Below are 20992 nucleotides of genomic sequence, written 5' to 3'. Positions count from 1 at the left end.
CAGAAAGGCCCTCCCATGCTCCGCTCCCCCCGCCGCCTCCTGGTCCTCGACGACGACCCCACCGGCTCCCAGTGCGTTCACGACGTCTCGGTGGCCTTCGAGGAGGACGCCGAGCTCCTCCGGAGGACCCTCGCCGAGCCGGGGAGCACCTGCTTCGTGCTGACCAACACCCGGGCGCTCGGGGAGGACCAGGCCGTCGCCGCCAACCGCCGCATCGTCGAGGGCATGCTGGGAGGGGCCGAGGGCGCCGCGCCGGAGGGTCTGCACGTCGTCTCCCGCTCGGACTCGACGCTGCGCGGGCACGTGATCGCCGAGCCGAACGCGATCGCCGACGTCCTGGAGGGTGCCGGCCGCCCCGTGGACGCCTTCCTGTTCTGCCCGGCCATGATCGAGGCCGGCCGCTACACCCGCGAGGACGTGCACTACGCCGTGGTCCAGGGGGAGGAGCTGCGCGTCGAGGAGACCGACTTCGCCCAGGACGCCACGTTCGGCTACTCCCACTCGGACCTGCGCGAGTTCCTCGAGGAGAAGTCCGGCGGCGAGGTCCCGGCCGGCGAGGTCCTCAGCGTCACCCTGGAGGACATCCGGGAGGGCGGCGTCGAGCGCGTCGCCGAGATCCTGGCCGGGGCCTCGGGGCGGCGCTGGGTCGTGGTGAACGCCTGCGAGTACTCGGACATGGAGGTCGTGGCCGACGCCGTGACCGAGCTCGAGGCGCGCGGCCGCGTCTTCGTGACCCGCTGCGGCCCCTCCTTCGTCCGGCCCCTCGCCGGGCAGGAGGGCGCCCGCGTGCTGGGCGCGGAGGAGATCCGCGCGGCGGAGGGCGCGCCGGGCGCCGACGCCGCCCCGAGCGCCGGGACCCGGGCGGAGCACGGCCTGGTGGTGGTCGGCTCGCACGTCGGCCTGACCACCCGGCAGCTGCGCGCGGTCCAGGAGCGGGGCACGCTGACCGAGTTCGAGCTCGACGTCGCCCGCCTCCTCGACGAGTCCTCGCGGGAGGCGCACATCGAGGAGACCGTCGCCGCCATCCGCGAGGAGCTGGGACGCAACGACTGCGTGGTCTACACCAGCCGGGAGCGGGTCAGCACCGACGACCCGGACGAGTCGCTCGCGATCGCCCGCAGCGTCTCCGACGCGGTGGTCCGCGTGGTGGCCGAGGTCCGGGGCGCGCTGCCGGCCTGGGTGGTCGCCAAGGGCGGCATCACCTCCCACGAGGTGGCACACCGCGGGTTGGGCATCCGGCTGGCCACGGTCGCCGGCCAGTTCTTCCCCGGCCAGATCTCGCTGTTCCGGCCCGACGCCGCCCCCGAGGAGACCCTCGGCTGCCCGTACGTGGTGTTCCCCGGCAACGTCGGCGGGGAGCAGGCGCTCGCCGACGTCGTGGACCGGCTTCGCAGCGTCGGGCGCTGAGCCCGCCCCGCCCCCCCCCACAGAATCGATGCCCGCCGGCCGCCGCCGGCCCGCACCACACCTCAACCCCTGGAGGAAGACACCATGACCAAGACACTCTCCGTCGGCTGGATCGGCCTGGGCGCGATGGGCGCCCCGATGGCGCTGGTGACCGCCCGCGCGGGCCACCGCGTGACCGCCTTCGACATGTCCCGCGAGGCGCTCGAGGCCGTCGCCCCCGAGGTGGGCTCCGCCGAGTCGGCGCGGGCCGCGGCGGAGGGGGTCGACGTCGTCGTCATCATGGTCGCGACCGGCCCGCAGCTCGACGCCGTGCTGTTCGGCGAGGCGGGCATCGCGGAGGTGCTCTCCCCGGAGAGCACCGTGCTGGTGATGTCCACGGTGGGCCCGCGGGCGATGGACGAGGCCTCGGCCCGGCTGCTGCCCGTCACCTCGCACGTGGTGGACGCGCCGGTCTCCGGCGGGGTCGCCCGGGCGGGGACCGGCGACCTGCTGGTGATGGTCTCCGGCGCCGACGACGACGTCGCCGCGGCCCGCCCCCTGCTGGACGCGATGGCCTCCAACGCCCCCGTGGTCGGGCCCCAGCCCGGCGACGGCCAGCGCTTCAAGGTGGTCAACCAGCTGCTGTGCGGCGTGCACATCGCGGCGGCCGGCGAGGCCCTCGCGCTCGCGGACTCCATGGGGCTCGACGTCGCCCAGTGCCACGAGGTGCTCAACACCGGCGCCGCCGCCTCCTTCATGTTCGGCGACCGCGGGCAGCGGATGGTGGACGAGCAGTTTGACGAGGCCCGCTCGGCCCTCAACATCTTCGTCAAGGACATGGGCCTGGTGACCGACGCCGCCCGCCTCGCCGAGCAGCCCGTCCCCCTGGCGGCCTCGGCGGAGCAGCTGTACCTGCGCGGCCGCCGCGAGGGCCTGGGCCGCAAGGACGACTCGGTGGTCTTCGACCTGCTGCGCCGCCGCTGAGCGCCCGCGGGTGGGGGCACGTCCGAGGGCCTGGGCCTGGGCCGGGGTCGGGCTGTCCGGGCCCGCCTATCCCGAGGGCGGCGACCGCCGCCTCCGCCGCTCTCGCTTACCCGACCCGGTCCGGACCTGCGGCCCGACTGGACCAGCTCCTCGGTCTCGGTGGTTCCTGAAGCATCGTCCCCATCCTTGGCGAATCATCGCGTTGCCGGGCGGCCTCGCGCACCATGGAAGCGTGAAGCGTGAAGCGTGAAGCGTGAAGCGTGGAGCGTGGAGCACGAGTTACGGAGCGCGGAGCGCCGGGGAAGAGCACGGAAAACTAGCCGGGGGACGATGTGATGAGTGAGGAACTAGCGGTTTTCGGAGCTTTCACGCCGAAAATCTCGAAGGCCGTGGCTGGGCGGGGCCTCGTCCAGCGGTCGGATGCGCAGGAGTCACGCCTCGACGGGGGCAGCTTTCCGGAGCGAAAGCTCCGAAAAGGCTTAGTACACGGAAGAGGTCATGACGCGGCCGTGCGGATTGCGGCAGATGCGGGCAGGAGGGCATCCGCTGCGCTTGTCGGAACCCGGGGCGTCCCCGGCCCCGGACCGAAGTCAGCAAGCGTCGAGGGCGCGGGACGGGCTCGAACATACATCGGCGGCACAGGCCGGGCCCGGGACGGCCGCGAACAGCGCCCGATCGTCCCGGTCTCCGCTCCGGAAAGCGATGGAGCGCTGCGGCGATGAGCTTCCTGCGGCAGCTCGGCCTCGCGATCCGGTCCGCGCGCCGGGTCTACCACCTGACGCAGGAGGAGCTCGCGGAGGTCACCGGCATCAGCGAGCGGACGATCCGCGCCGTCGAGCAGGGCAGGCCGGGCGTCGCCGTCGGCACGGTCCTGACGGTGGCGCATCACGTCGGGCTCGAGCTGCGGCTCCGGGATGCTCCGATCTGGCCCCATCACGCCCTCCATCCCATCCACACCCGGCAGGTCCGGGCGATGATCGAGAGGGGAAAGGCACGGGGCGGGCGGATCCCCCAGCGCGAGGGCGAGAAGGTCCAACGCGCCGCCGAGACCCTGATCCCTGCCCGGGAGGCCTCGGCTCGGCGCATGGCGAGCGACGGCTGGGACGAAGGTCCCGGCGACCGGCTCAGGCTCGGAGAGTGACGATGACCTCGGAAGCCGGAAGCCGGAAGCCGGAAGCGGATGCCAGCTGCCGGAAGGCGGGCTAGGCCCGGCCGGCGAGCTCGGTCGGGCGCTCGGGGTCGAAGCTGCCGAAGCCGCCCAGCAGCTCCCGCTGCTCGTCCGTGAGCTTCCGGGTGCCGCCGGTCTCCTCGTCGACGAGGACCATGACGTTGAGGCCGTCGAAGAGCACGACGTCGTTCTGCAGGCCCCGGAAGGTGATGGAGAACGACGTCGTGCCCACCCGTCCGATGCCCAGCTCGATCCGCAGCCGGCTGCCGTAGTGGACCGGGGCGCGGTAGTTGATCTCGGTCCTGGCCACCAGCGTGGGACGGATCGACTCGGCGCGCTCGGCGAGGGAGAGCATCCACTGGATCCGGGCGTCCTCGGTGAGGGTCAGGATGCGGGCGTTGTTGACGTGGCCCATCAGATCCTGGTCGGACCAGCGGATCTCGGGGGTGGCGACGAAGCCGGGGTAGGCGGGCATCGGGACTCGCTTTCATGCGGTGGATCGGAGCGGCGGATCGGAGGGTGCCCCGCAAGCCCGGGGACGTCCGGGGGCGGAACTCACCCTCTCACCGTAGTCCCCCGACGGCCCGCGGGCGGGAGGGCGGACCCGAACGCGAAGGACCCCCGCCGGGCCGGTCTGGCCCGCGGGGGTCGTTCACATCAATCACTCGCACCTATGAGGTAGTTCCTACTGTAGGAACCGTCCCTGGACGTATCCTTGGGATCCTCTGCGCGAAGACCCCCAGTCAGCTCGGATTTCACCCCGGATCCGGGCGAACGGGGCGGATATCGGCCCCGGAGGGGTCCGGGGGACCCGGCCTGCGGCTACGCTCGTATCCATGCAGATGACTTCCCTGGCTGCCGTGGCGGCCCGTCCCGCCGGACCGAGCGCAGCCGAAGGCGCGGGGCGCCCCGTCGCCCAGGAGCCGGGGGAGCTGACCGGCGTCGCCGGCTGGGTCGTGGAGGTGATGGAGGCCCTGGGCGCCGTGGGCGCCGGCCTGCTGATCGCGCTCGAGAACCTCTTCCCGCCGCTGCCCTCGGAGGCGATCCTGCCGCTGGCGGGATTCACCGCCAGCCAGGGCAGGCTCAGCCTGACGGCGGCGCTGCTCTTCACGACCCTCGGCTCCGTGGTGGGGGCGCTGGCCCTCTACGCGATCGGGCGCGCCATCGGTCTTGAGCGGATCCGGAAGGTCGCGCGCCGCATGCCGCTGGTCGACGTCGCGGACGTGGACAAGACGATGGCCTGGTTCCACCGTCACGGGTACAAGGCCATCTTCTTCGGGCGCATGATCCCGATCTTCCGCAGCCTGATCTCCATCCCGGCGGGCGTGGAGAGGATGCCGCTGCTGCCCTTCACGCTGCTGACCGCCCTCGGCAGCGCCCTCTGGAACACCATCTTCGTCCTCGCCGGCTACTACCTGGGGGAGAACTGGCATCTCGTCGAGGGGTACGCGGGCATCTTCCAGAAGGTCGTGATCGCCGCCGTCGTGCTCTTCCTCGCGTGGTGGGTGGTCAAGAGGGTCCGCTCGCGGCGGGGCGGAGAGGGCGCGGGCCCGGCGGAGGAAGGCGACGCGCGCGGCTGAGACCGGAGGGCTCCGGGCCCCGGGTCAGTCCTCTCAGGCCGACCGCCCTGGGTCAGCTCATCTCAGGATCAGTCCGCCGGCGAGGCAGGCGTCTCGGCCCCGCCGGCCAGGGGCTCCCGTCGCGCGGGTCCGGCCGGCGCCGCGAGCATGAACTCCGGCCGCTCGAACCCTTCTCGGGCGAAGGCCTCGATCACCCCGCGCGCGACCTCCTCCGCGCGGTCCGCGGCCACCAGCGCGATGGCCGACCCGCCGAAGCCCCCGCCGGTCATCCGCGCCCCGAGCGCGCCGGCCGCTCGGGCGGAGTCCGCGGCGACGTCGAGCTCCGGGCAGGAGACCCGGTAGTCGTCCCGCAGCGAGGCGTGCGAGGCGTCGAGCAGCGCGCCCAGCTCCTCCCACGCGGAGCGCCCGGCGGCCGCGGAGCCGGCGAACAGCTCGACGCACTCCTGCACGCGGACCATCTCGGTCCAGGCGTGCCTGATCAGCGAGCGCACGGAGGGCGACTCGGCAGATGCCGCCGACGACGCCAGCTCGTCCCAGCGCCGCAGCGCCCGCTCGGCGTCGGCGGCGTCCGGGCGGGGGCCCAGGGCGTCCCGCAGGGTTTCGACGCCGAGGGTGCGGGCGGCCTCGTCGCAGCCCTGACGGCGTCGCGCGTACTGTCCGTCCACGAGCCGGTGCGGCGCTCGGGTGTCGATGACCAGCAGGGCCAGGCCGGAGCCGGCCAGGTCGATGTCCACCGCCCGCGAGCCGAAGTCGCGGCAGTCGATCGCGAGCACCGAGCCCTCGCGGGCCCGCAGGGAGATCGACTGGTCCATGCCGCCGGTCCCCGCGCCCGCGATCTCGTTCTCGGCGCGGACGCACGCGGCGGCCAGGCGGGCCCGCCCCGCGTCGGTCGCGGCCAGCGGCTCGCGCCCGGGGGCCTCCGGGGCCGATGGCGCGGTCTCCATCCCGGGCCTGCCCGCCGGGGAGCCCGGAGGAGAGGGCCGGCCCTCCGGCACCGGTCCCGGGGTCGGCTCGGCGGCCAGCGCGTCGAAGGCCAGGGCCGCCGAGCATTCGAGGGCCGCGGAGGAGGAGAGGCCGGCGCCCAGGGGCACCGCCGAGTCCACGGCGAGGTCCGCGCCGGGCACGGGGCCCAGTCCCTCCGCCTCGAGGGCCCAGGGCACCCCGGCGACGTAGGCGAGCCACCCCTCCACCTCGCCGGGGGCGACGTCGGCGATCCGCACGGAGCGCGGTGCCCCGGGCTCCTGCGCGGAGACGGCACGGACGACGTCGTCCTCCCGCCGGCCCGCCGCCACGACCGTCCGGTGCGGCAGGGCCAGCGGCAGCACGGTCCCGCCGCTGTAGTCGATGTGCTCGCCGAGCAGGTTCACCCGGCCGGGCGCGGAGAAGACGGCCCAGGGCTCGTACCCGTAGGCGGCGCGGAACGCCGCGGTCACGCGGGCGGTCTGCTTCTCGGCCGGGGGCGCGGCGCGCCAGCGAACCTGCGCCGCGCTCACGGGGCCACCTCCCGCAGCCGCGCCGCGATCCGCTCGGGCGTGGTGTCGCTGACCCACGCGCCGACCCCCGACTCCGAGCCGGCCAGGTACTTCAGCTTCCCCGGCGAGCGCAGCAGCGAGAAGACCTGCAGCCGCATCCGGGAGATGTCCTCGCCGCCGCTGGTCGGGACCTGGTGCCACACGGAGATGTAGGGCAGCCGATCGACGCCGTCGAAGAAGCGGTCCAGCCGGCCGAGCAGGTCCAGGTACACCTCCGCCAGCTCCTCCTTCTCCGCCTCGGTCAGCGCGGTGAAGTCGGCGGCGGCCCGGCAGGGCATCACCGAGAGCTCCACGGGCCACTTGGCGGCGAAGGGGACGTAGGCGACCCAGTGCTCGGCCTCCAGGACCACGCGGACGCCCTCGGCCAGTTCGGCGGCCAGCACGTCGCCCAGCAGGTCGGCGCCCTCCCGCTCCCGGGACCACGCGGCGGCCCGCCGCTGCACGGCCGCGGTGTGCGGCGGCAGGTACGGATAGGCGTAGATCTGCCCGTGCGGATGGTGCAGGGTCACGCCGATCTCCTCGCCGCGGTTCTCGAAGGGCACCACCTGCACGACGCCGTCGAGCGCGTTGAGCTCCCGCGTCCGGTGGGTCCAGGCCTCGATCACGGTGCGCGCCCGCCGGTGCCCGAGCTCGGCGAAGGAGCCCCGGCGGTCGGAGGTGAAGCTCACCACCTCGCAGCGCCCGGCCGGGGTGGTCTCCACGAAGGGCGGCTCGTCCCGCAGGATCTCCAGCGGGCCCTGCAGCGAGGGGAAGCGGTTCTCGAAGACGACGACGTCGTACTCCTCCTCCGGGATCTCGCTCGGCACGCTGCCCCGACCGGCCGGGGCCAGCGGGTCCTCGTCGGCCGGCGGGAGGAAGGTGCGGTTCATGCGGTGCGCGGCGAGCGCCACCGGGTCCCCGGTGAGCGGGTCGACGCGGATGCTCGCGGCCTCGTGCGGGGGCAGCTGACGGGGCTCGAGCGGGCGGGGGTCCCGGATGCGTCGGACCTTCCGCCCGGAGACGTAGGGCTCCGAGTCGTCGAAGAAGATGATCTCCCGCCCGTCGGCGAGCCGGCCGCGGGTCTCCCGGACCTCGGCCGCGGTGCCGGTGCCGGCGTTCACGAGGCCACGACCACGTCCGGGACCGAGTCCCGCAGCATCCGGACGGCCTCCTCCGGCAGGCCGGGGTCGGTGATGACGGTGTCCACCTCGCCCCAGCGGGCGAAGCCGGAGAGGCCGGTGATGCCCCACTTGCTGTGGTCGAACACGGCCACGACCTGGCGCGCGGACCGCACCAGCGCCCGGTTGGTGCGGGCCTCGTTGAGGTTCGGCGTGGTCAGCCCCGCCTCGTCGGCTCCGTGGGCGCCGATGAACAGCAGGTCCACGTGCAGCTCGGCCAGGGCGGCGTCGGCCAGCGGCCCCACCAGGGCGTCCGAGGGGGTCCGCTCGCCGCCGGTCAGCAGCACGTGCGGCTCCCCGCCGTCGTGCCGGCTCCGGTTCCGGGAGCGGAAGAACTCGTCGGCCACCGGAAGCGAGTTAGTCACCACCGTCAGGTCCCCGACGCGGTGCGGGCCGGTGATCTCCTGGGCGATGCGGGTGCAGGTGGTCCCGGCGGAGAAGGCCACCGAGTGCCCGGGCCGCACCAGCTGTGCCGCGCGGCCGGCGATCGCGGCCTTCGACTCGGCGTGCAGGGACATCTTCTCCGCGTAGGCGGGCTCCAGGGTGGAGGCGGTCGACTCCGCTCCGCCGTGCACCCGGTTGAGCAGTCCCTGCTCGTCCAGCTCGGCGAGGTCCCGGCGCACGGTCATGGCCGAGACGTCGAGGAGCTCGGCCAGGTCGTGGACGTGGACCGTGCCCCGCGCCTGCACTTCGTGCAGGATCCGTGCGTGTCGTTGCTGCGCCAGCATGTCTGGTCCCCTTCTGCCGAACGATCCGGATCCGCGCTCCGGGGTCGCGTGAGACGATTATGGCACAAAAACGAACACATATGGTCCCCGCGGGCGACTGCCGGGCGGTGTCCGCCCGCCTGCGGGGAGCTGGAACGGAACGATCTATCAAAGAGAAAAAGTCCTGAAGGCTCCTTCGGGGAGAGCGCTACTCGCTGCTGGAGGGGGCAGGAGGTTCGGCTGAAACAAACATTTATGAACATTCGCCATTGCCGACCCCCGCGGAGGGTGGGGACTCACAGTGACGCAGGCTACACATTTCCCCGTTTCCCCTTTATTGTTGGTCTAAATAAAAGCATGGCGCGGGACCGACCTCGACGCCGAGGGCGGTCCCGCACCGCAGACCCCTGTCCCGAAAGGACCGAGACCGTGGCTGGAATTACCTTCAACGACGTCAGCTGCCGCTACGAGGGCGCCTCGCGCGCCTCCGTGGACCACCTGGACCTGGAGATCGCCGACGGCGAGTTCCTCGTCCTGGTCGGCCCCTCCGGCTGCGGGAAGTCCACGACCCTGCGCATGCTCGCCGGCCTCGAGGAGGTCACCGAGGGCGTGATCAGCATCGGCGAGAAGGACGTGACCCACACGGCTCCGAAGGACCGGGACATCGCCATGGTCTTCCAGAACTACGCGCTGTACCCGCACATGTCCGTGCGGGAGAACATCGGCTTCTCGTTGAAGATCGCCAAGCACCCCGCCGAGAAGCGCAACCGCCGCATCGAGGAGGCCGCCAAGCTGCTGGACCTGACCGAGTACCTGGACCGCAAGCCCAAGGCGCTGTCCGGCGGCCAGCGCCAGCGGGTCGCGATGGGCCGGGCGATCGTGCGTCAGCCCCGGGCGTTCCTCATGGACGAGCCGCTGTCCAACCTGGACGCCAAGCTGCGCGTGCAGACCCGCACCCAGATCTCCGAGCTGACCCGTCAGCTGGGCGTGACCACGGTGTACGTGACCCACGACCAGACCGAGGCGATGACCATGGGCGACCGGGTCGCGGTCCTCAAGGACGGGGTGCTCCAGCAGGTCGATACCCCGGGACGCCTGTACGACCGTCCTGCCAACGAGTTCGTGGCCGGGTTCATCGGCTCTCCCTCGATGAACATCTTCCGCTGCGGGATCACGGAGGAGGGCGCCCGCTTGGGCGGCGCCGTGGCCCCTCTGCCCGCCGAGCAGCGCGGCCGCCTGGGCGGCTCCGAGGCGAGCGTGGGCATCCGCCCGGAGGACCTGACCGTCGTCGGGGAAGGCGAGGGGATGGAGGTGCACGTGGAGCTGGTCGAGGAGCTCGGGGCCGACGCCTACGTCTACGCCTCGCTGCCCAAGAGCTCGCCGGTGCGACTGCAGACGACCAGCAGCGAGCGCCCGCCCCAGGTGATCATGCGCATCGAGGGCCGCAGCCCGATCCGCCGCTACGACCGTCTGTGGCTGGCCCCGCGCGGGCACTGCCACTTCTTCGACCCGGAGACCGGTGACAACCTCGCGGTCGAGCAGGAGGCGGTGGCGGCGGGCTAGGCCCCGCCGCCCGCGTACTCCTCCGCAGCCTCGGCCACGTCCCAGAGGTAGTCCACGGAGCGGTTGTAGCCGAAGACCATGCGGGTCCAGGAGTCGTCCTCCGCGGCCGCGCCGCCGCGCTCGCACAGATAGGCGGCCGCGGTGAGGGCGGCGTCGTCGATCTGGTGCGGGTCGGCGCGGCCGTCCCGGTCACCGTCGAGGCCCGCGGCGGCCCAGGTCTCGGGGAGGAACTGCATCGGGCCGACGGCGCGGTCCCACACGGCGTCGCCGTCGAGCTCGCCGCCGTCGGTGTCCGGGACCGCCATGACGCCCTCGCCCCCGTCCAGGGGGACGCCGGTGATCCTCGGGACGACGACGCCGTCCTCCCCCGCCTCGCCGCCGCTCAGCGTCCCGTGCTGGGACTCGATCCACCCGATCCCCGCCAGGGCGTTCCATCCCACCCCGCACTGCGGGTGGGTCTCGGCGGTGGCCAGGGCCGCGCCGGCGTAGGCGCGCACCGCCCGCAGAGGGATGCCGGTGGCCTCGGCCGTCTCCGCGGCCCAGCCGGGGTCGGGGAGCTCCGCGATGGGCGTCTCGGTCCGGGAGAGGGGCGATGGCCCGTCGCCGTTCCCGGCGTCGTCCTCGCCTTCCGGAGCCGAGGAGGCCAGGCCCGTCATGGGTGCGGTCGGGTCGCTGGGCCGCTCGACTCCCGCCCGGGCCGCCGGCTCGGCCTGCGTCGGCGCGGAGGGATAGCCCTCGCGGGGCTCGCGCTCCGCCCCGCCCTGCAGCCCGCCGCAGGAGGCGAGGAGGAGGGCGCCGCCGCAGAGGGCTGCGCTCAGCGTCGTGCGGCGCGCGGTGGGGCGTGCGGCCCGGAGCGAGCGGGCGGTCCGAGGCGGGCGGGAGAGGCGGGGCGGAGGGGTCATCCTCTCCAGCGTCTCATCGCGGGCTCGGGGCATGCGGACAGGAGGCTGGCAATGCGCTGGACGGGGAGGGCTCGCCTCGGAGGTTGCGGGTGGGGTGCATGCCGGCTTCGTGCGCGGGGCGTCCCAGGTCCGGAGCGTCCCGGGCCCGGGGCGTCCCGGGCCCGAGGCGCTCAGTCGGTCCGGTCGCCCACGCCCCGCCAGGCCGGGAAGGGGTCGGGGAGCTCCGCCCAGGACTCGACGCCGGCGAGCAGCTCCTCGTCGGTGAGCGCTGCCTCGTCGAGGGCGGCGCTCAGGGCCCCGGCGTCGAGGTCCAGGCCGATGATCCCGAGGTCCTGCCCCACCGCGAGCAGCTCCGTGCTCGGCTCCTCCGCGTCGGGATCCTCCCTCGCCCCGAACCCCTCCGCGCCGGGCACGACGTCGCGGGCCAGCGGCTCCAGGGAGATGGCGGGCCCCGCGTGCGTCCACTGCGCGGTGATCCCCGGCCGCGTCGCGAGACGGCAGAAGCCGCACGAGCGGATCACGGTCCCGAACTCGCCGGGCTCCACGCGCTCGTCGAGCAGGGAGGCGAGCCTGCCGGGGTGGAAGGGACGCACCTGCTCGTAGCGCAGGGCCGAGACCCTCGGGTCCCTCATGGCGGGGGAGTGGTCTCCGTTGAGCAGTGCCAGCCAGCCGGCTCCGGTCCGCCGGACCTCGTAGCCCTCACTGCCCTCGGCCGGCTCGAGCCCCGGGCGCTCCAGGCGCAGCCGGGCCCGCGGGTTGAGGTGGCTGACCAGCGCCATGACGGTCGAGAGGTCCGGCGTCGCCAGCCGGTCCCAGTCCGCGATCACCACGGTCGAGGCGAACTCGATCTGGGCCGCCACCAGCAGGGCGCGCGGCGTCGCGTCCCAGAACCTGCGGCCGTGACCGGTGCTGACGTGGCGGATCGTCGACTCGTCGGCGAGGTCGGCCAGGAGGTGGGCGGCATCGACCAGGCATACGACGCCGCCCAGGCGAGTGTGGACCCCCGGCTCGAGCAGCGCCCCGATGACCTCGTCCACCGGGGCGCGCAGCGGATACTCCACCACCGCGCCCTTCACCCCGGCCCACGGGGCCAGCGCCGCCCCCTCCTCCACGGGATCCGCGGCCATGCCCAGCCTCGCCGCGGGGAAGATCTCCCTCCCCGAGGCCCGGGCCAGCTCGGCCGCATAACGACGCCGCTCGGGCGCGCAGGCGCCCACCACGGCCACCACATCGACGGGATCCACGGGCTTCCTCCTTCGGGCGTCCTGCACGGGGTCCGTCTGTACTGTACCTTTAAAAGCATATGATTCTCATCTGCAACTAGGAGGCAGTCGTGAAGGTGCGAGCATCGATCCGTTCGCTGAAGAACCAGCCGGGAGCCCAGATCGTCAGGAGGCGCGGCAAGGTCTTCGTGATCAACAAGAAGAACCCCCGGATGAAGGGGCGCCAGAAGTAGGCGCGAAGACGGTGGTGCGGCCCGGGGATTCCCCGGGCCGCACCGCCGTTCGGATCTGCCGCCGGGCCTACCGGCTCGGCTGGGAGTCGTGATCCGGCTCCCGCTCGGCGGCCGAAGCCTCCGCGGCGGTCTCGAGGTCCCTCTTCCGCCGCGCCCTCTCCCGCAGGCTGCGGCTCAGGATCGGCGCGGCCGCGAGCACCACGGCCAGGATCAGGATGGTCATCGCCACCGGCGACTGCAGCAGGATCGAGAGATCCCCGCGGCCGAACGCCGAGGTCTGGACGAGGGCCTTCTCCGTCATCGGCCCCAGCACCAGGCCAAGGATGAGCGGGGCGCTGGGGTACCCGAACTTCTTGAGGCAGAACCCCAGGGCGCTCGCCACCAGCACCACGATCAGCCCGAAGGTGTTGCCCGCGACGGCGAACGCCCCGATAAGGCTGAAGAAGATGATGAACGGGTAGAGGTGGTTGTAGGGCAGCCGCAGGATCTGCGCGAAGGCCGGGGCCAGCGGCAGGTTCAGCACCAGCAGGATCACGTTGCCGATGAAGAACGAGGTGATCAGGCCCCACACCAGCGTCGGCTGCTCGGTGAAGAGCAGCGGGCCGGGCTGGACCCCGTACATGATGAACGCGCCCAGCAGCACCGCCGTCGTGGAGCCGCCCGGGATGCCCAGGCTCAGCGTCGGGATGAAGTTGGCGTTGGCCGCCGAGTTGTTGGCCGACTCCGGGGCGGCCACGCCCTGGATCGCGCCCTTGCCGAAGCGCTCCGGAGTCTTGGAGACCGACTTCTCGACGCCGTAGGCGAGGAAGGACGCCAGGGTCGAGCCGGCGCCCGGCAGCGAGCCGAAGACGAAGCCGATGCCGGTGCCTCGCGCGATCGCGGGCGAAGCCTGCCTGAGCTCCTTGCGGGTGATCAGCATGTCCCGGAACCGGGCGCGGATGGGCTCGGCGCCCCCGGCGGAGATCTGCGAGAGCACCTCGCCGATCGCGAAGATGCCGATCATGACGACGACGAAGTCCAGTCCGCCCAGCAGGTTCACCGACCCCCCGGTGAACCGCGCGGTGGTGAAGCCCATGGCGACGCCGACGGTCGACAGGGCGATGCCGAGTCCCGCCATCATCAGCCCCTTGCGGATGTCCGCCCCGGAGAAGGCGACGATGGTGGCCATCGCGAAGACCATGATCGCGAAGTTCTCGGCGGGCCCGAATCCGATCGCGAGGTCGGCGATGGGGCCGGCGAGGGTGGCCAGCAGCACCACCGAGACGATCGCGGCGACGAACGAGCCGATCGCCGAGATCGCCAGCGCGGCCCCGGCCCTGCCGTTGCGCGCCATCGCGTACCCGTCGATCACGGTCGAGACGGCGTTCGCGTCCCCTGGCGTCGCGATGAGCACCGCGGAGATGGTGGAGCCGTACTGACAGCCGTAGTAGATGCCCGCGAGCATGATCAGCGCCGTCAGCGGATCCATGCCGAGGGTCAGGGGGATCAGGATCGCGATGCCGGTCGTAGCGCCCAGGCCCGGCAGCATGCCGATCACGGTGCCGACGACGACGCCGATCAGGCACCAGAGCAGGTTCTCGGGGGAGAGCGATGCGGAGAATCCGACCGCGAGGTTCTCGATCATGGTTCTGTCACCTCAGAGCAGGTTGAGGAAGCCCCGCGGCAGGGGAACCTCCAGGAGGACTTCGAAGACGCCCCAGCCGAAGAGGGCCGCGACGACCGCCGCGACGGCGCCGACCCAGGGCTTGCGGGGGTTGTCGAGAATGAACAGCGCCCCGACCAGGAGGGACACCGAGATCAGCATCCCGATGACGTAGGTCAGCGCCACCGAGAGGGCGATCAGGAGGAAGAGGACGACGACGCGCCGGGTCTGCGGAGCGTCGGGGTCGACGTCGTCGTGCTCCCGCTCGCCGGAGCGCAGCGTCCGTAGCTCCCTGCGGACCTGGAGCAGGGCCGGGATCACGATCAGGACGCCCGCGGCCGCGGGCATCGCGCCCGGGCCGACCCGCTCCTCCTGCTCCAGGCCGTAGACGAGGCCGCCCACCAGGGCGACGACGCCGAGCAGCAGGATCAGGACGGCGAAGACCAGGTCGGAGGACCTCCTGGTGCGCCCCTTCGCGCTGGTGCGCGTGCTGGTGTCGGTGTGCGTGCTCATGAGAGGGCCTCCGCGAGGTCGTCGTGGTATCGGTCGAGGTACGGGCCGAAGTCCTCGCCGAACAGCGGCTCCTCGACCATGTAGTTCTCCTCCAGATAGGACCGATAGGCATCGGTGCGGGCGTATTCGCGCGCGGCCTCGATCCAGCGCTCCCGCTGCTGATCGGTGATGCCTCCCGGCGCGATCACGCCGCGGAACTGGGCGAAGGCGACGTCGATCCCCTGCTCCCTGCCCGTCGGGATGTCCCGCAGAGCCTCGGCCTCGAAGCGCTCGGGGGTCAGCGCGCACAGTGCGCGGAGATCGCCGCTGGCCAGCTGACCGATCACCTCGCTGGGGTTGAGGGAGGCCGCCTCGACGTGCCCGCCCAGCAGGGCGGCGAGGACCTCGCCGCCGGATTCGTAGGGCACCCGGTCGAAGCGCATGTCCTGGTCCTTCTCGATGAGGGAGAAGACGATCTCGTCGAGGCTCGTCGCACCGGAGACGCCCACCAGGACGCTGCGCTCGCGGGCCGCCCGGACCAGCTCGGCGGCGTCGGCGTAGGGCGCGTCGGGGCGGGTCACCACGAGGGTGTAGTCGTCCCCGGCCTTGAAGATCGGGGTGAAGTCGCGATAGCTGAAGCGCACGTCCTGGGTCAGCGGGAGGACCATCATGGCGGTCTCCGTGGCCAGCAGCTGGCTGGAGTCGCCGTGCATGCCCAGGAAGGTCGAGTAGCCGATGGCACCCGAGCCGCCCTGGACGTTCTCGACCGAGATCGAGTTGCCCAGGGCCTGCTCGAGGCCGTCGGCGAGGGCGCGGCCGGACTGGTCCGAGCCCCCGCCCGGGGCGAAGGGGACGATCATCGTCGCGTTGCCGCCGGAGTCCTCGCTCCGGGACGAGCATCCGGTGATCGCCGCGGCGAGCATCGCCGCTGCGCCGGAGCCCAGCAGGGTTCGTCGGGACAGGTGCATCCATGCCTCCTTGCACAGATCCGAAAGGGGCGGGCCGGGAGGGCCCGCGGGGGAGCGGCGCCGAGTCGTTCCCGGCGGCGGCAGGACAGTCCCGCCGCCGGACCGGGCCCGGCGCCGCCGGCTCAGGCCCGGCGTCGGCGCGCGGTCTGCGCGCCGAGGTCCACGGCGATCTCGAAGGCCCGCTGGCTGGGGCCGATATTGGCCTTTCCGGTGCCCACGATCTCGTAGGCGGTGCCGTGGGCGGGGGTCGCGATCGGTACCGAGAGGCCGCCCTGGACGGTCACGCCCTGGTCGAAGCCCATGAGCTTCATCGCGATCTGGCCCTGGTCGTGGTACATGGTGACGACGCCGTCGAACTCCCCGGCCCGGGCCTTGATGAACAGCGTGTCGGAGGGGAAGGGCCCGGCGACGTCGAGGCCGCCGGAGCGAGCCAGGGCCACGGCCGGGGCGATGTGGTCGATCTCCTCCCGGCCGAACTGGCCGTTCTCGCCCGCGTGCGGGTTGAGGGCGGCCACCGCGATCCGGGGGCTCTCCACGCCGGTGCCGCGGACGACGTCGTGCAGGAGCTCGATCGAGTCCAGCACGCTGCGGGCGCTGATGTGCTCGGCGACCTCGGCGAGCGGGATGTGGGAGGTCACCCGGGAGGTGGTCAGTCCGGGGATGAAGTTCAGCTCGCTCGTGAAGCCGGTGTCCCCGAGGGACTTGGCGAACCAGCGCAGCTCGTCCTCCTCGTGCATCCCGCCCAGCCGCAGCGCCGTCTTGTTGAGGGGGAGGAACATGATGGAGTCGGCCTGGCCCTCCTGGAAGAGCCGCAGCGCGGTGCTCAGGTCCTGCAGGACGCGGGAGCCGGCCTCCTGGGAGCACTCCCTCAGGGGGACCTCGCGGTCCTGCAGCGGCGTCTCGACCAGGTGGACGTGCCCGGTGCCGGGCTCCTCTCCGACCGGGACCTCGACGCCGGCCAGCTCGCTGGCCCGCGCGAGCTCCGCCGGGGAGACCAGGAGGGAGATCTGCGCGCGCTCGAGGTTCTCCGGGTCGGAGAGCAGCCGGGCGCCCAGCTCGGGTCCGATGCCGGAGAAGTCGCCGAAGGTGAGGGCGAGGCGAGGGGCGGAAGGGGACATGGAAGGCCTCCAGGCGGTTGGTCCACGCGGGCGACGACGTCGTCACCCCGATCTAAATCAAATAGGATCTTGGATCAAAAGTGTGACGCAGCCTACGAGGGTTGTCAATGCCTGAAAACGTGACGAGGCCGTGTTGGAGGAGGAAAAACCCCTAGATGCGGGGGTAAATGGGGAGAGATCGCTCAGGAGAGGGAGGTCGTGGAGCGGTCCCGGACATGGTCCAGATGGGCGCGGAGAGCGGCTAGGGCGGCGTCGTGATTGCGATTTGCTACATGATTCAGGATCTCAGCATGCTCCGCGAGAGCCTCCTGCGCATCGAGGCTCTCTGCCGGCGAGGCCCAGGTCTGGCGCATCCTGTGCACGTGGGTTCCCAGGGACTCGATGATCTCGGTGAGGTAGCGGTTGTCCGCGTGCTGGAAGAAGGTGCGGTGGAAGCCCCAGTCCACGCGGAAGTGCTCGCGGACCATCTCGTAGTCGGGGCTCCCCGACTCCGCGATGCGCTCGACGACGCCGCTGTGCTCCTCGTGCGCGCGGCGGAGATCCCGCTGGAAGGACTCCCAGTCGGCGAAGGAGCGGCTGAGCGCGGCCCCCTCGACGATCTGGCGCGTGTCGATCAGCTCGCGGATCTGGCGCTCGGACAGCGCCGGCGCGACGACGTACCCCCGCCGTGCGGCGTACTGGACAAGCCCGGAGTGCTCGAGCGAGACCAGCGCCTCCCGCACCGGGGTGGGGGAGATCTCGAACTGGCGGGCCAGCCCGTCGATGCTGAGCCGGGAGCCGGGAGGGCGCTGACCGCCCAGGAGCTCGGCGAGGATCAGCTCGTACACCTCGTCGCGCAGGGCTTGGCGCTTGATCGACATCTCGGCACTCCTTCGCATCCCGGCCCGGCGGGGCCGCGCATCGGGCCCCGCACGGCGTTCACCGGCACGGACGGCACATCCGCTCGTCAATATCCTATTTCACGCGATTGCCGTCGAGCCCCATCTCCCCGCGTGGTGCCGGCCTCACCCCTCCAGCCGCCGGTCCCGCCGCTCGAAGGCCTTGGTCCCGAAGATCAGGAGGGCCCCGAGGAACGGTGCGCCGGCCAGCAGGAGCAGGCCCGCCGACTCGGTGCCGGTGGCCTCCACGACCCAGGCCCGGAGGTTCGGCGCGAGGAAGCCGCCCAGGTTGCCCAGCCCGTTGATCAGGCCGACGCCGGAGGCCATGGCCGCTCCCGAGAGGTAGCTGGTCGGGAGGTTCCAGAAGATGGGCTGGGTGGAGACGAAGCCGATCGCCCCCAGGCACAGCGCGATCATGGCCAGGACCGGCTGCTGGACGTATGCGGAGAGCAGGAGGCCGACGCCGGAGATCACCAGCATCAGCGTCGAGATCTGCCGGTAGCGCGCGGAGCGGTCGGCGGCCCGCCCGATGAAGAACGTGGTGACCAGGCCCGCCATCCAGGGGATCGCGACCAGGAGGCCCACCGTGAACCCGACGTCCTGCCCCACGATCCCCGCCACCTGCCGGGGCAGGAAGAAGGTGAGGCCGTAGACCGCGGCCTGGATGGCCAGGTAGGCGACCGAGAAGTAGAGCACCCGTCCGTTGACCAGGGCGCGCCACCAGCTGAGCTTGGCCGTCTCCTGCTTGGCCCCGGCCTCGGCCCGCAGGGTCGCGGCCAGCTCGCCGCGCTCCTCCTCGCTGAGCCAACGGGCCTTCTCGGGCCGGTCGGTGAGATAGAAGAAGGCGATCACGCCCACCAGGACGGCGACGAGCCCCTCGATCATGAACATCCACTGGAAGCCGTGCAGGCCGAGGGTGCCGTCGAGCTCGAGGAGCCCGCCGGAGAGGGGGCCCCCGACGATGTTGGCGATGGGCAGCCCCAGGTAGAACAGGGCGGTCGCCTGGGCCCGCTTGCGGCGCGGGAACCAGTAGGTGAGGTACAGGATCACGCCCGGGAAGAACCCGGCCTCCGCGACGCCGAGCAGGAACCGCAGGACGTAGAACATCGTGGGGCCGCTGACGAACATGAACAGCGCGGCGATGATCCCCCAGGTCACCATGATCCTGGCCATCCACCAGCGCGCCCCCACCTTGTGCATGATGAGGTTGGAGGGCACCTCGAAGACGGCGTAGCCGATGAAGAAGAGGCCCGCGCCGAAGGCGTAGGCGCTCGCGGAGAGGCCGGCGTGGACCTCCAGGTCCTGCTCCGCGAAGCCGATGTTGGTGCGATCGATGAAGGCGATCACGAACATCAGCATGAGGAAGGGCAGCAGGCGCCAGCGCGCCTTCCGGGTGGCCGCCTCCACGGCGGGCGAGTATCGCTCCCGGTCCTTCTCGACGACGTTCCGGCGGGGCGCGGGCGTTTCTGCGGACATCTTCGTCCTCTGTTCGTGGTGGTGGGGTGCTGCGGGTGGAGGGGCCCGGCGCGGTCGCACGCACCGGGCCCCGGGGACGCGGATCAGACCATGTGCTTGCCGCCGTCCACGAAGACGGAGTCCCCGTTGACGAAGCTCGAGTCCTCGCTGACCAGGAAGCCGATGAGGCCTGCGACCTCGTCGGGCTGGCCCACGCGCTCCAGCGGGATGTCGGAGGACATCCCCGCCTTGCGGTCGTCCGTGAGCTTCCCGCCCATGATGTCGGTGTCGATCGGGCCGGGGACGATGGAGTTGCACGTGATGCCGTGCTTCCCGAGCTCGCGGGCGCCTCCCCGGGTCAGGCCGAGCACGGCCGCCTTCGCGGCGGCGTATCCGGTCTTCGAGAAGGTGCCGCCGCCGTCGTAGGCCGTCACGGACGAGGTGTTGACGATCCGCCCGCCGAAGCCGCCCTCGATCATCCGCTCGGCGGCGGCCTGCATCATGAACAGCGTGCCCTTCGCGTTGACGTCGACGACGCGCGTGAAGATCTCGTCGGTGATCTCGAAGAAGGAGTGCGGGCTGGCCACGCCGGCGAGGTTCACCTCGGCGAGCACGGGAGGCAGCTCCTCGTCGATGCGGGAGAAGGCGGCGTCGACCGATTCCTTGTCCGCGATGTCCACGCCGATGCCGACGACGGTCCGGCCGGTCTCGGCGGACAGCTCCGTCGCGAATCCGGCGACCGCGGCCTCGTCGATGTCCAGGGCGGCGATGTCCCACCCGTCGGCCGCGAGCCTGCGGGCGACGTGCCGGCCGATGCCGCGCGGGGCGCCGGCACCGGTGACGACGGCTGTGCGGGATGAGGGGAACGAGTTCTTGGTCATGGGTCTCCGTTCGAGGTTGAGGGGACGGTCAGCGGCCCGACGCCGCGGCGGGCGAGGAATCATCGGCCGGGTCGGCCAGCGCGGAGCCGAGGACCTGCCGGATGTAGTCGCGGTTCTCCGCGCAGACGCCCAGCGAGTCCGAGCCGTAGTGCTCGCAGCAGAAGGGGCCGGAGTAGCCGAGCTCGAGGGCGCGCCGGATCACCTGCCGGTAGTTCACGTAGCCGTACTTCAGGGGCAGGGGCGCGGTGCTGTAGGCGCCCGTGGCCGGGTCGAAGTCCCGCGAGTAGTTCTTGATGTGCCAGAAGTTCGCGTGGGGGAGGACCGCCTCGAACATCTCCATGACCGGCGGGAGCTCGCGGTGCAGGCGGATCAGGTTGCCGAGGTCCGGGTTCAGCCCCACCGCCTCGTGGCCGAGGTCCCGGATGAAGGCGACGGCGTCCTCCGGCGTGCCGATGTAGGTGTCCTCGTAGACCTCGAGGCTGATCTCGACGCCGCTGCGGCGGGCGTGGTCGCCGAGCTCGCCGATCCGCTCGAGGGCCAGGTCCCTCAGCTCGGGGGAGTCGACGTGCCCCTGGACCAGCCAGAACCAGACCTGCCGGCTCTGCTCCTCGGTCAGGGCCTGCATGAACCCGGTGTTCACGACTCCGGCCCCGAAGCTCGGGGCGAGGTCCACCAGACGGTGCGCGTCCGCCAGGTTCCGCTCCCCGTTCCGGGCGTCCGCCACGGAGTTGCGGGTCATCGAGATCGAGGAGATGGAGAGCCCCTCGCCGTCGAGCACGCGCCGGAACTCCTCGAGGCGCTCCTCGGAGAGGGCGGCCAGGGGGACCCAGGCGTCGGTGGGATCAATGTGGTCGAACCCCAGCTCCCTGACCTGGCGCAGCTGCTGCGCCCAGACGCCGGAGGGGGCGTCCTTGATGTGCCCTCCTCCCGGCGCCCGATCGCCGAACGAGAGCATGTTGGCCGCGATGGGCCAGTTCTCTGCCGTCAACATCGTTGTCCTTCCACTATGGGGGTCGTCACAATATAGGATATAGGTTCAAGTCGAGAGGTCGTCAAGAAGCCGCGCCGGGAGGTAGCGCCTGCGAGTCGCCGACCCTCCTCCGCCGACCTCGGTATGATCCGA

The 20992-nt window shown here is 72.0% G+C and carries 20 protein-coding genes; 6 read left to right on the top strand and 14 right to left on the bottom strand.

What is annotated here, in order from left to right; all coding sequences use genetic code 11:
- The first annotated feature begins 15 nt into the window (after positions 1 to 15).
- From EWV39_RS02500 to EWV39_RS02490, 3 genes are all read left to right on the top strand, one after another.
- The gene (locus EWV39_RS02500; protein ID WP_129656707.1) at positions 16 to 1407 is read left to right on the top strand and encodes a four-carbon acid sugar kinase family protein; all 1392 of its coding nucleotides are present in this window, start codon (positions 16 to 18) and stop codon (positions 1405 to 1407) included.
- A gap of 84 nt (positions 1408 to 1491) precedes the next feature.
- Positions 1492 to 2370 carry an NAD(P)-dependent oxidoreductase gene (locus EWV39_RS02495; RefSeq protein ID WP_129656706.1) on the top strand — a complete coding sequence of 293 codons (879 nt, stop codon included), beginning with the start codon at positions 1492 to 1494 and terminating at the stop codon, positions 2368 to 2370.
- 718 nt (positions 2371 to 3088) lie between these two features.
- On the top strand, positions 3089 to 3511 hold the full coding sequence (locus tag EWV39_RS02490; protein ID WP_129656705.1) for a helix-turn-helix domain-containing protein: 423 nt from the start codon (positions 3089 to 3091) through the stop codon (positions 3509 to 3511).
- Positions 3512 to 3572: 61 nt separating this feature from the next.
- On the opposite strand, the gene EWV39_RS02485 is transcribed toward EWV39_RS02490, so the two are convergent.
- The gene (locus EWV39_RS02485) at positions 3573 to 4013 is read right to left on the bottom strand and encodes an acyl-CoA thioesterase (RefSeq protein ID WP_129656704.1); all 441 of its coding nucleotides are present in this window, start codon (positions 4011 to 4013) and stop codon (positions 3573 to 3575) included.
- A 367-nt stretch (positions 4014 to 4380) separates the two neighbouring features.
- On the opposite strand from EWV39_RS02485, the gene EWV39_RS02480 reads away from it, so the two are divergent.
- Positions 4381 to 5118 (top strand): DedA family protein, encoded by a 738-nt coding sequence (locus EWV39_RS02480; RefSeq protein WP_129657315.1) that lies wholly within the window; start codon positions 4381 to 4383, stop codon positions 5116 to 5118.
- 68 nt (positions 5119 to 5186) lie between these two features.
- Here EWV39_RS02480 and EWV39_RS02475 read toward each other — a convergent pair whose 3' ends face one another.
- Genes EWV39_RS02475 through EWV39_RS02465 form a run of 3 tightly spaced genes read right to left on the bottom strand, consistent with a single transcriptional unit; the run spans position 5187 to position 8535 of the window.
- A complete protein-coding gene (locus tag EWV39_RS02475) occupies positions 5187 to 6611 on the bottom strand; it encodes a galactokinase (RefSeq protein WP_129656703.1) in 1425 nt (474 codons plus the stop codon).
- Positions 6608 to 7750 carry a galactose-1-phosphate uridylyltransferase gene (gene galT, locus EWV39_RS02470; protein ID WP_129656702.1) on the bottom strand — a complete coding sequence of 381 codons (1143 nt, stop codon included), beginning with the start codon at positions 7748 to 7750 and terminating at the stop codon, positions 6608 to 6610. Before galT ends, EWV39_RS02475 begins: the two co-directional genes overlap by 4 nt.
- The gene (locus tag EWV39_RS02465) at positions 7747 to 8535 is read right to left on the bottom strand and encodes a DeoR/GlpR family DNA-binding transcription regulator (protein WP_129656701.1); all 789 of its coding nucleotides are present in this window, start codon (positions 8533 to 8535) and stop codon (positions 7747 to 7749) included. The genes galT and EWV39_RS02465 overlap by 4 nt, the downstream gene beginning before the upstream one ends.
- A gap of 408 nt (positions 8536 to 8943) precedes the next feature.
- Here EWV39_RS02465 and EWV39_RS02460 point away from each other — a divergent pair, with 408 nt between their 5' ends.
- Positions 8944 to 10077 (top strand): ABC transporter ATP-binding protein, encoded by a 1134-nt coding sequence (locus EWV39_RS02460; RefSeq protein WP_129656700.1) that lies wholly within the window; start codon positions 8944 to 8946, stop codon positions 10075 to 10077.
- Here EWV39_RS02460 and EWV39_RS02455 read toward each other — a convergent pair.
- Together EWV39_RS02455 and EWV39_RS02450 are read right to left on the bottom strand one after the other, a co-directional pair.
- On the bottom strand, positions 10074 to 10979 hold the full coding sequence (locus EWV39_RS02455; RefSeq protein WP_238147971.1) for a lytic transglycosylase domain-containing protein: 906 nt from the start codon (positions 10977 to 10979) through the stop codon (positions 10074 to 10076). The genes EWV39_RS02460 and EWV39_RS02455 overlap by 4 nt on opposite strands.
- Positions 10980 to 11149: 170 nt before the next feature.
- Positions 11150 to 12223 (bottom strand): GTP-binding protein, encoded by a 1074-nt coding sequence (locus tag EWV39_RS02450; protein WP_129656699.1) that lies wholly within the window; start codon positions 12221 to 12223, stop codon positions 11150 to 11152.
- 89 nt (positions 12224 to 12312) lie between these two features.
- Between EWV39_RS02450 and ykgO the strand changes: the two genes are divergently transcribed.
- On the top strand, positions 12313 to 12435 hold the full coding sequence (ykgO, locus tag EWV39_RS02445; RefSeq protein ID WP_129656698.1) for a type B 50S ribosomal protein L36: 123 nt from the start codon (positions 12313 to 12315) through the stop codon (positions 12433 to 12435).
- Between the two features lie 67 nt (positions 12436 to 12502).
- Here the strand turns inward: ykgO and EWV39_RS02440 are convergent, their stop codons facing one another.
- The 8 genes from EWV39_RS02440 to EWV39_RS02405 all read right to left on the bottom strand — a co-directional run bounded on the left by EWV39_RS02440 (position 12503) and on the right by EWV39_RS02405 (position 20860).
- On the bottom strand, positions 12503 to 14059 hold the full coding sequence (locus EWV39_RS02440) for a tripartite tricarboxylate transporter permease (protein ID WP_129656697.1): 1557 nt from the start codon (positions 14057 to 14059) through the stop codon (positions 12503 to 12505).
- 12 nt (positions 14060 to 14071) lie between these two features.
- Positions 14072 to 14590 carry a tripartite tricarboxylate transporter TctB family protein gene (locus EWV39_RS02435; protein WP_129656696.1) on the bottom strand — a complete coding sequence of 173 codons (519 nt, stop codon included), beginning with the start codon at positions 14588 to 14590 and terminating at the stop codon, positions 14072 to 14074.
- Positions 14587 to 15537 carry a tripartite tricarboxylate transporter substrate binding protein gene (locus EWV39_RS02430; RefSeq protein ID WP_129656695.1) on the bottom strand — a complete coding sequence of 317 codons (951 nt, stop codon included), beginning with the start codon at positions 15535 to 15537 and terminating at the stop codon, positions 14587 to 14589. Before EWV39_RS02430 ends, EWV39_RS02435 begins: the two co-directional genes overlap by 4 nt.
- Positions 15538 to 15659: 122 nt before the next feature.
- Complete coding sequence (locus EWV39_RS02425; RefSeq protein ID WP_129656694.1) at positions 15660 to 16655, bottom strand: 4-hydroxythreonine-4-phosphate dehydrogenase PdxA; 996 nt, start codon at positions 16653 to 16655, stop codon at positions 15660 to 15662.
- A 182-nt stretch (positions 16656 to 16837) separates the two neighbouring features.
- Positions 16838 to 17515: a GntR family transcriptional regulator gene (locus tag EWV39_RS02420; RefSeq protein WP_129656693.1), complete on the bottom strand. Its 678-nt coding sequence runs from the start codon at positions 17513 to 17515 to the stop codon at positions 16838 to 16840.
- A gap of 144 nt (positions 17516 to 17659) precedes the next feature.
- Positions 17660 to 19009: an MFS transporter gene (locus tag EWV39_RS02415; RefSeq protein ID WP_129656692.1), complete on the bottom strand. Its 1350-nt coding sequence runs from the start codon at positions 19007 to 19009 to the stop codon at positions 17660 to 17662.
- Between the two features lie 83 nt (positions 19010 to 19092).
- On the bottom strand, positions 19093 to 19869 hold the full coding sequence (locus EWV39_RS02410) for an SDR family NAD(P)-dependent oxidoreductase (RefSeq protein WP_129656691.1): 777 nt from the start codon (positions 19867 to 19869) through the stop codon (positions 19093 to 19095).
- Between the two features lie 28 nt (positions 19870 to 19897).
- Positions 19898 to 20860 (bottom strand): sugar phosphate isomerase/epimerase family protein, encoded by a 963-nt coding sequence (locus tag EWV39_RS02405; protein WP_129656690.1) that lies wholly within the window; start codon positions 20858 to 20860, stop codon positions 19898 to 19900.
- Between the last annotated feature and the right edge of the window lie 132 nt (positions 20861 to 20992).

The organism is Rothia halotolerans, from assembly GCF_004136635.1.
GTDB lineage: Bacteria > Actinomycetota > Actinomycetes > Actinomycetales > Micrococcaceae > Rothia > Rothia halotolerans.
Note: the sequence above shows the minus strand (reverse complement) of the source record. Positions and strands in the feature narration are given on the sequence as shown.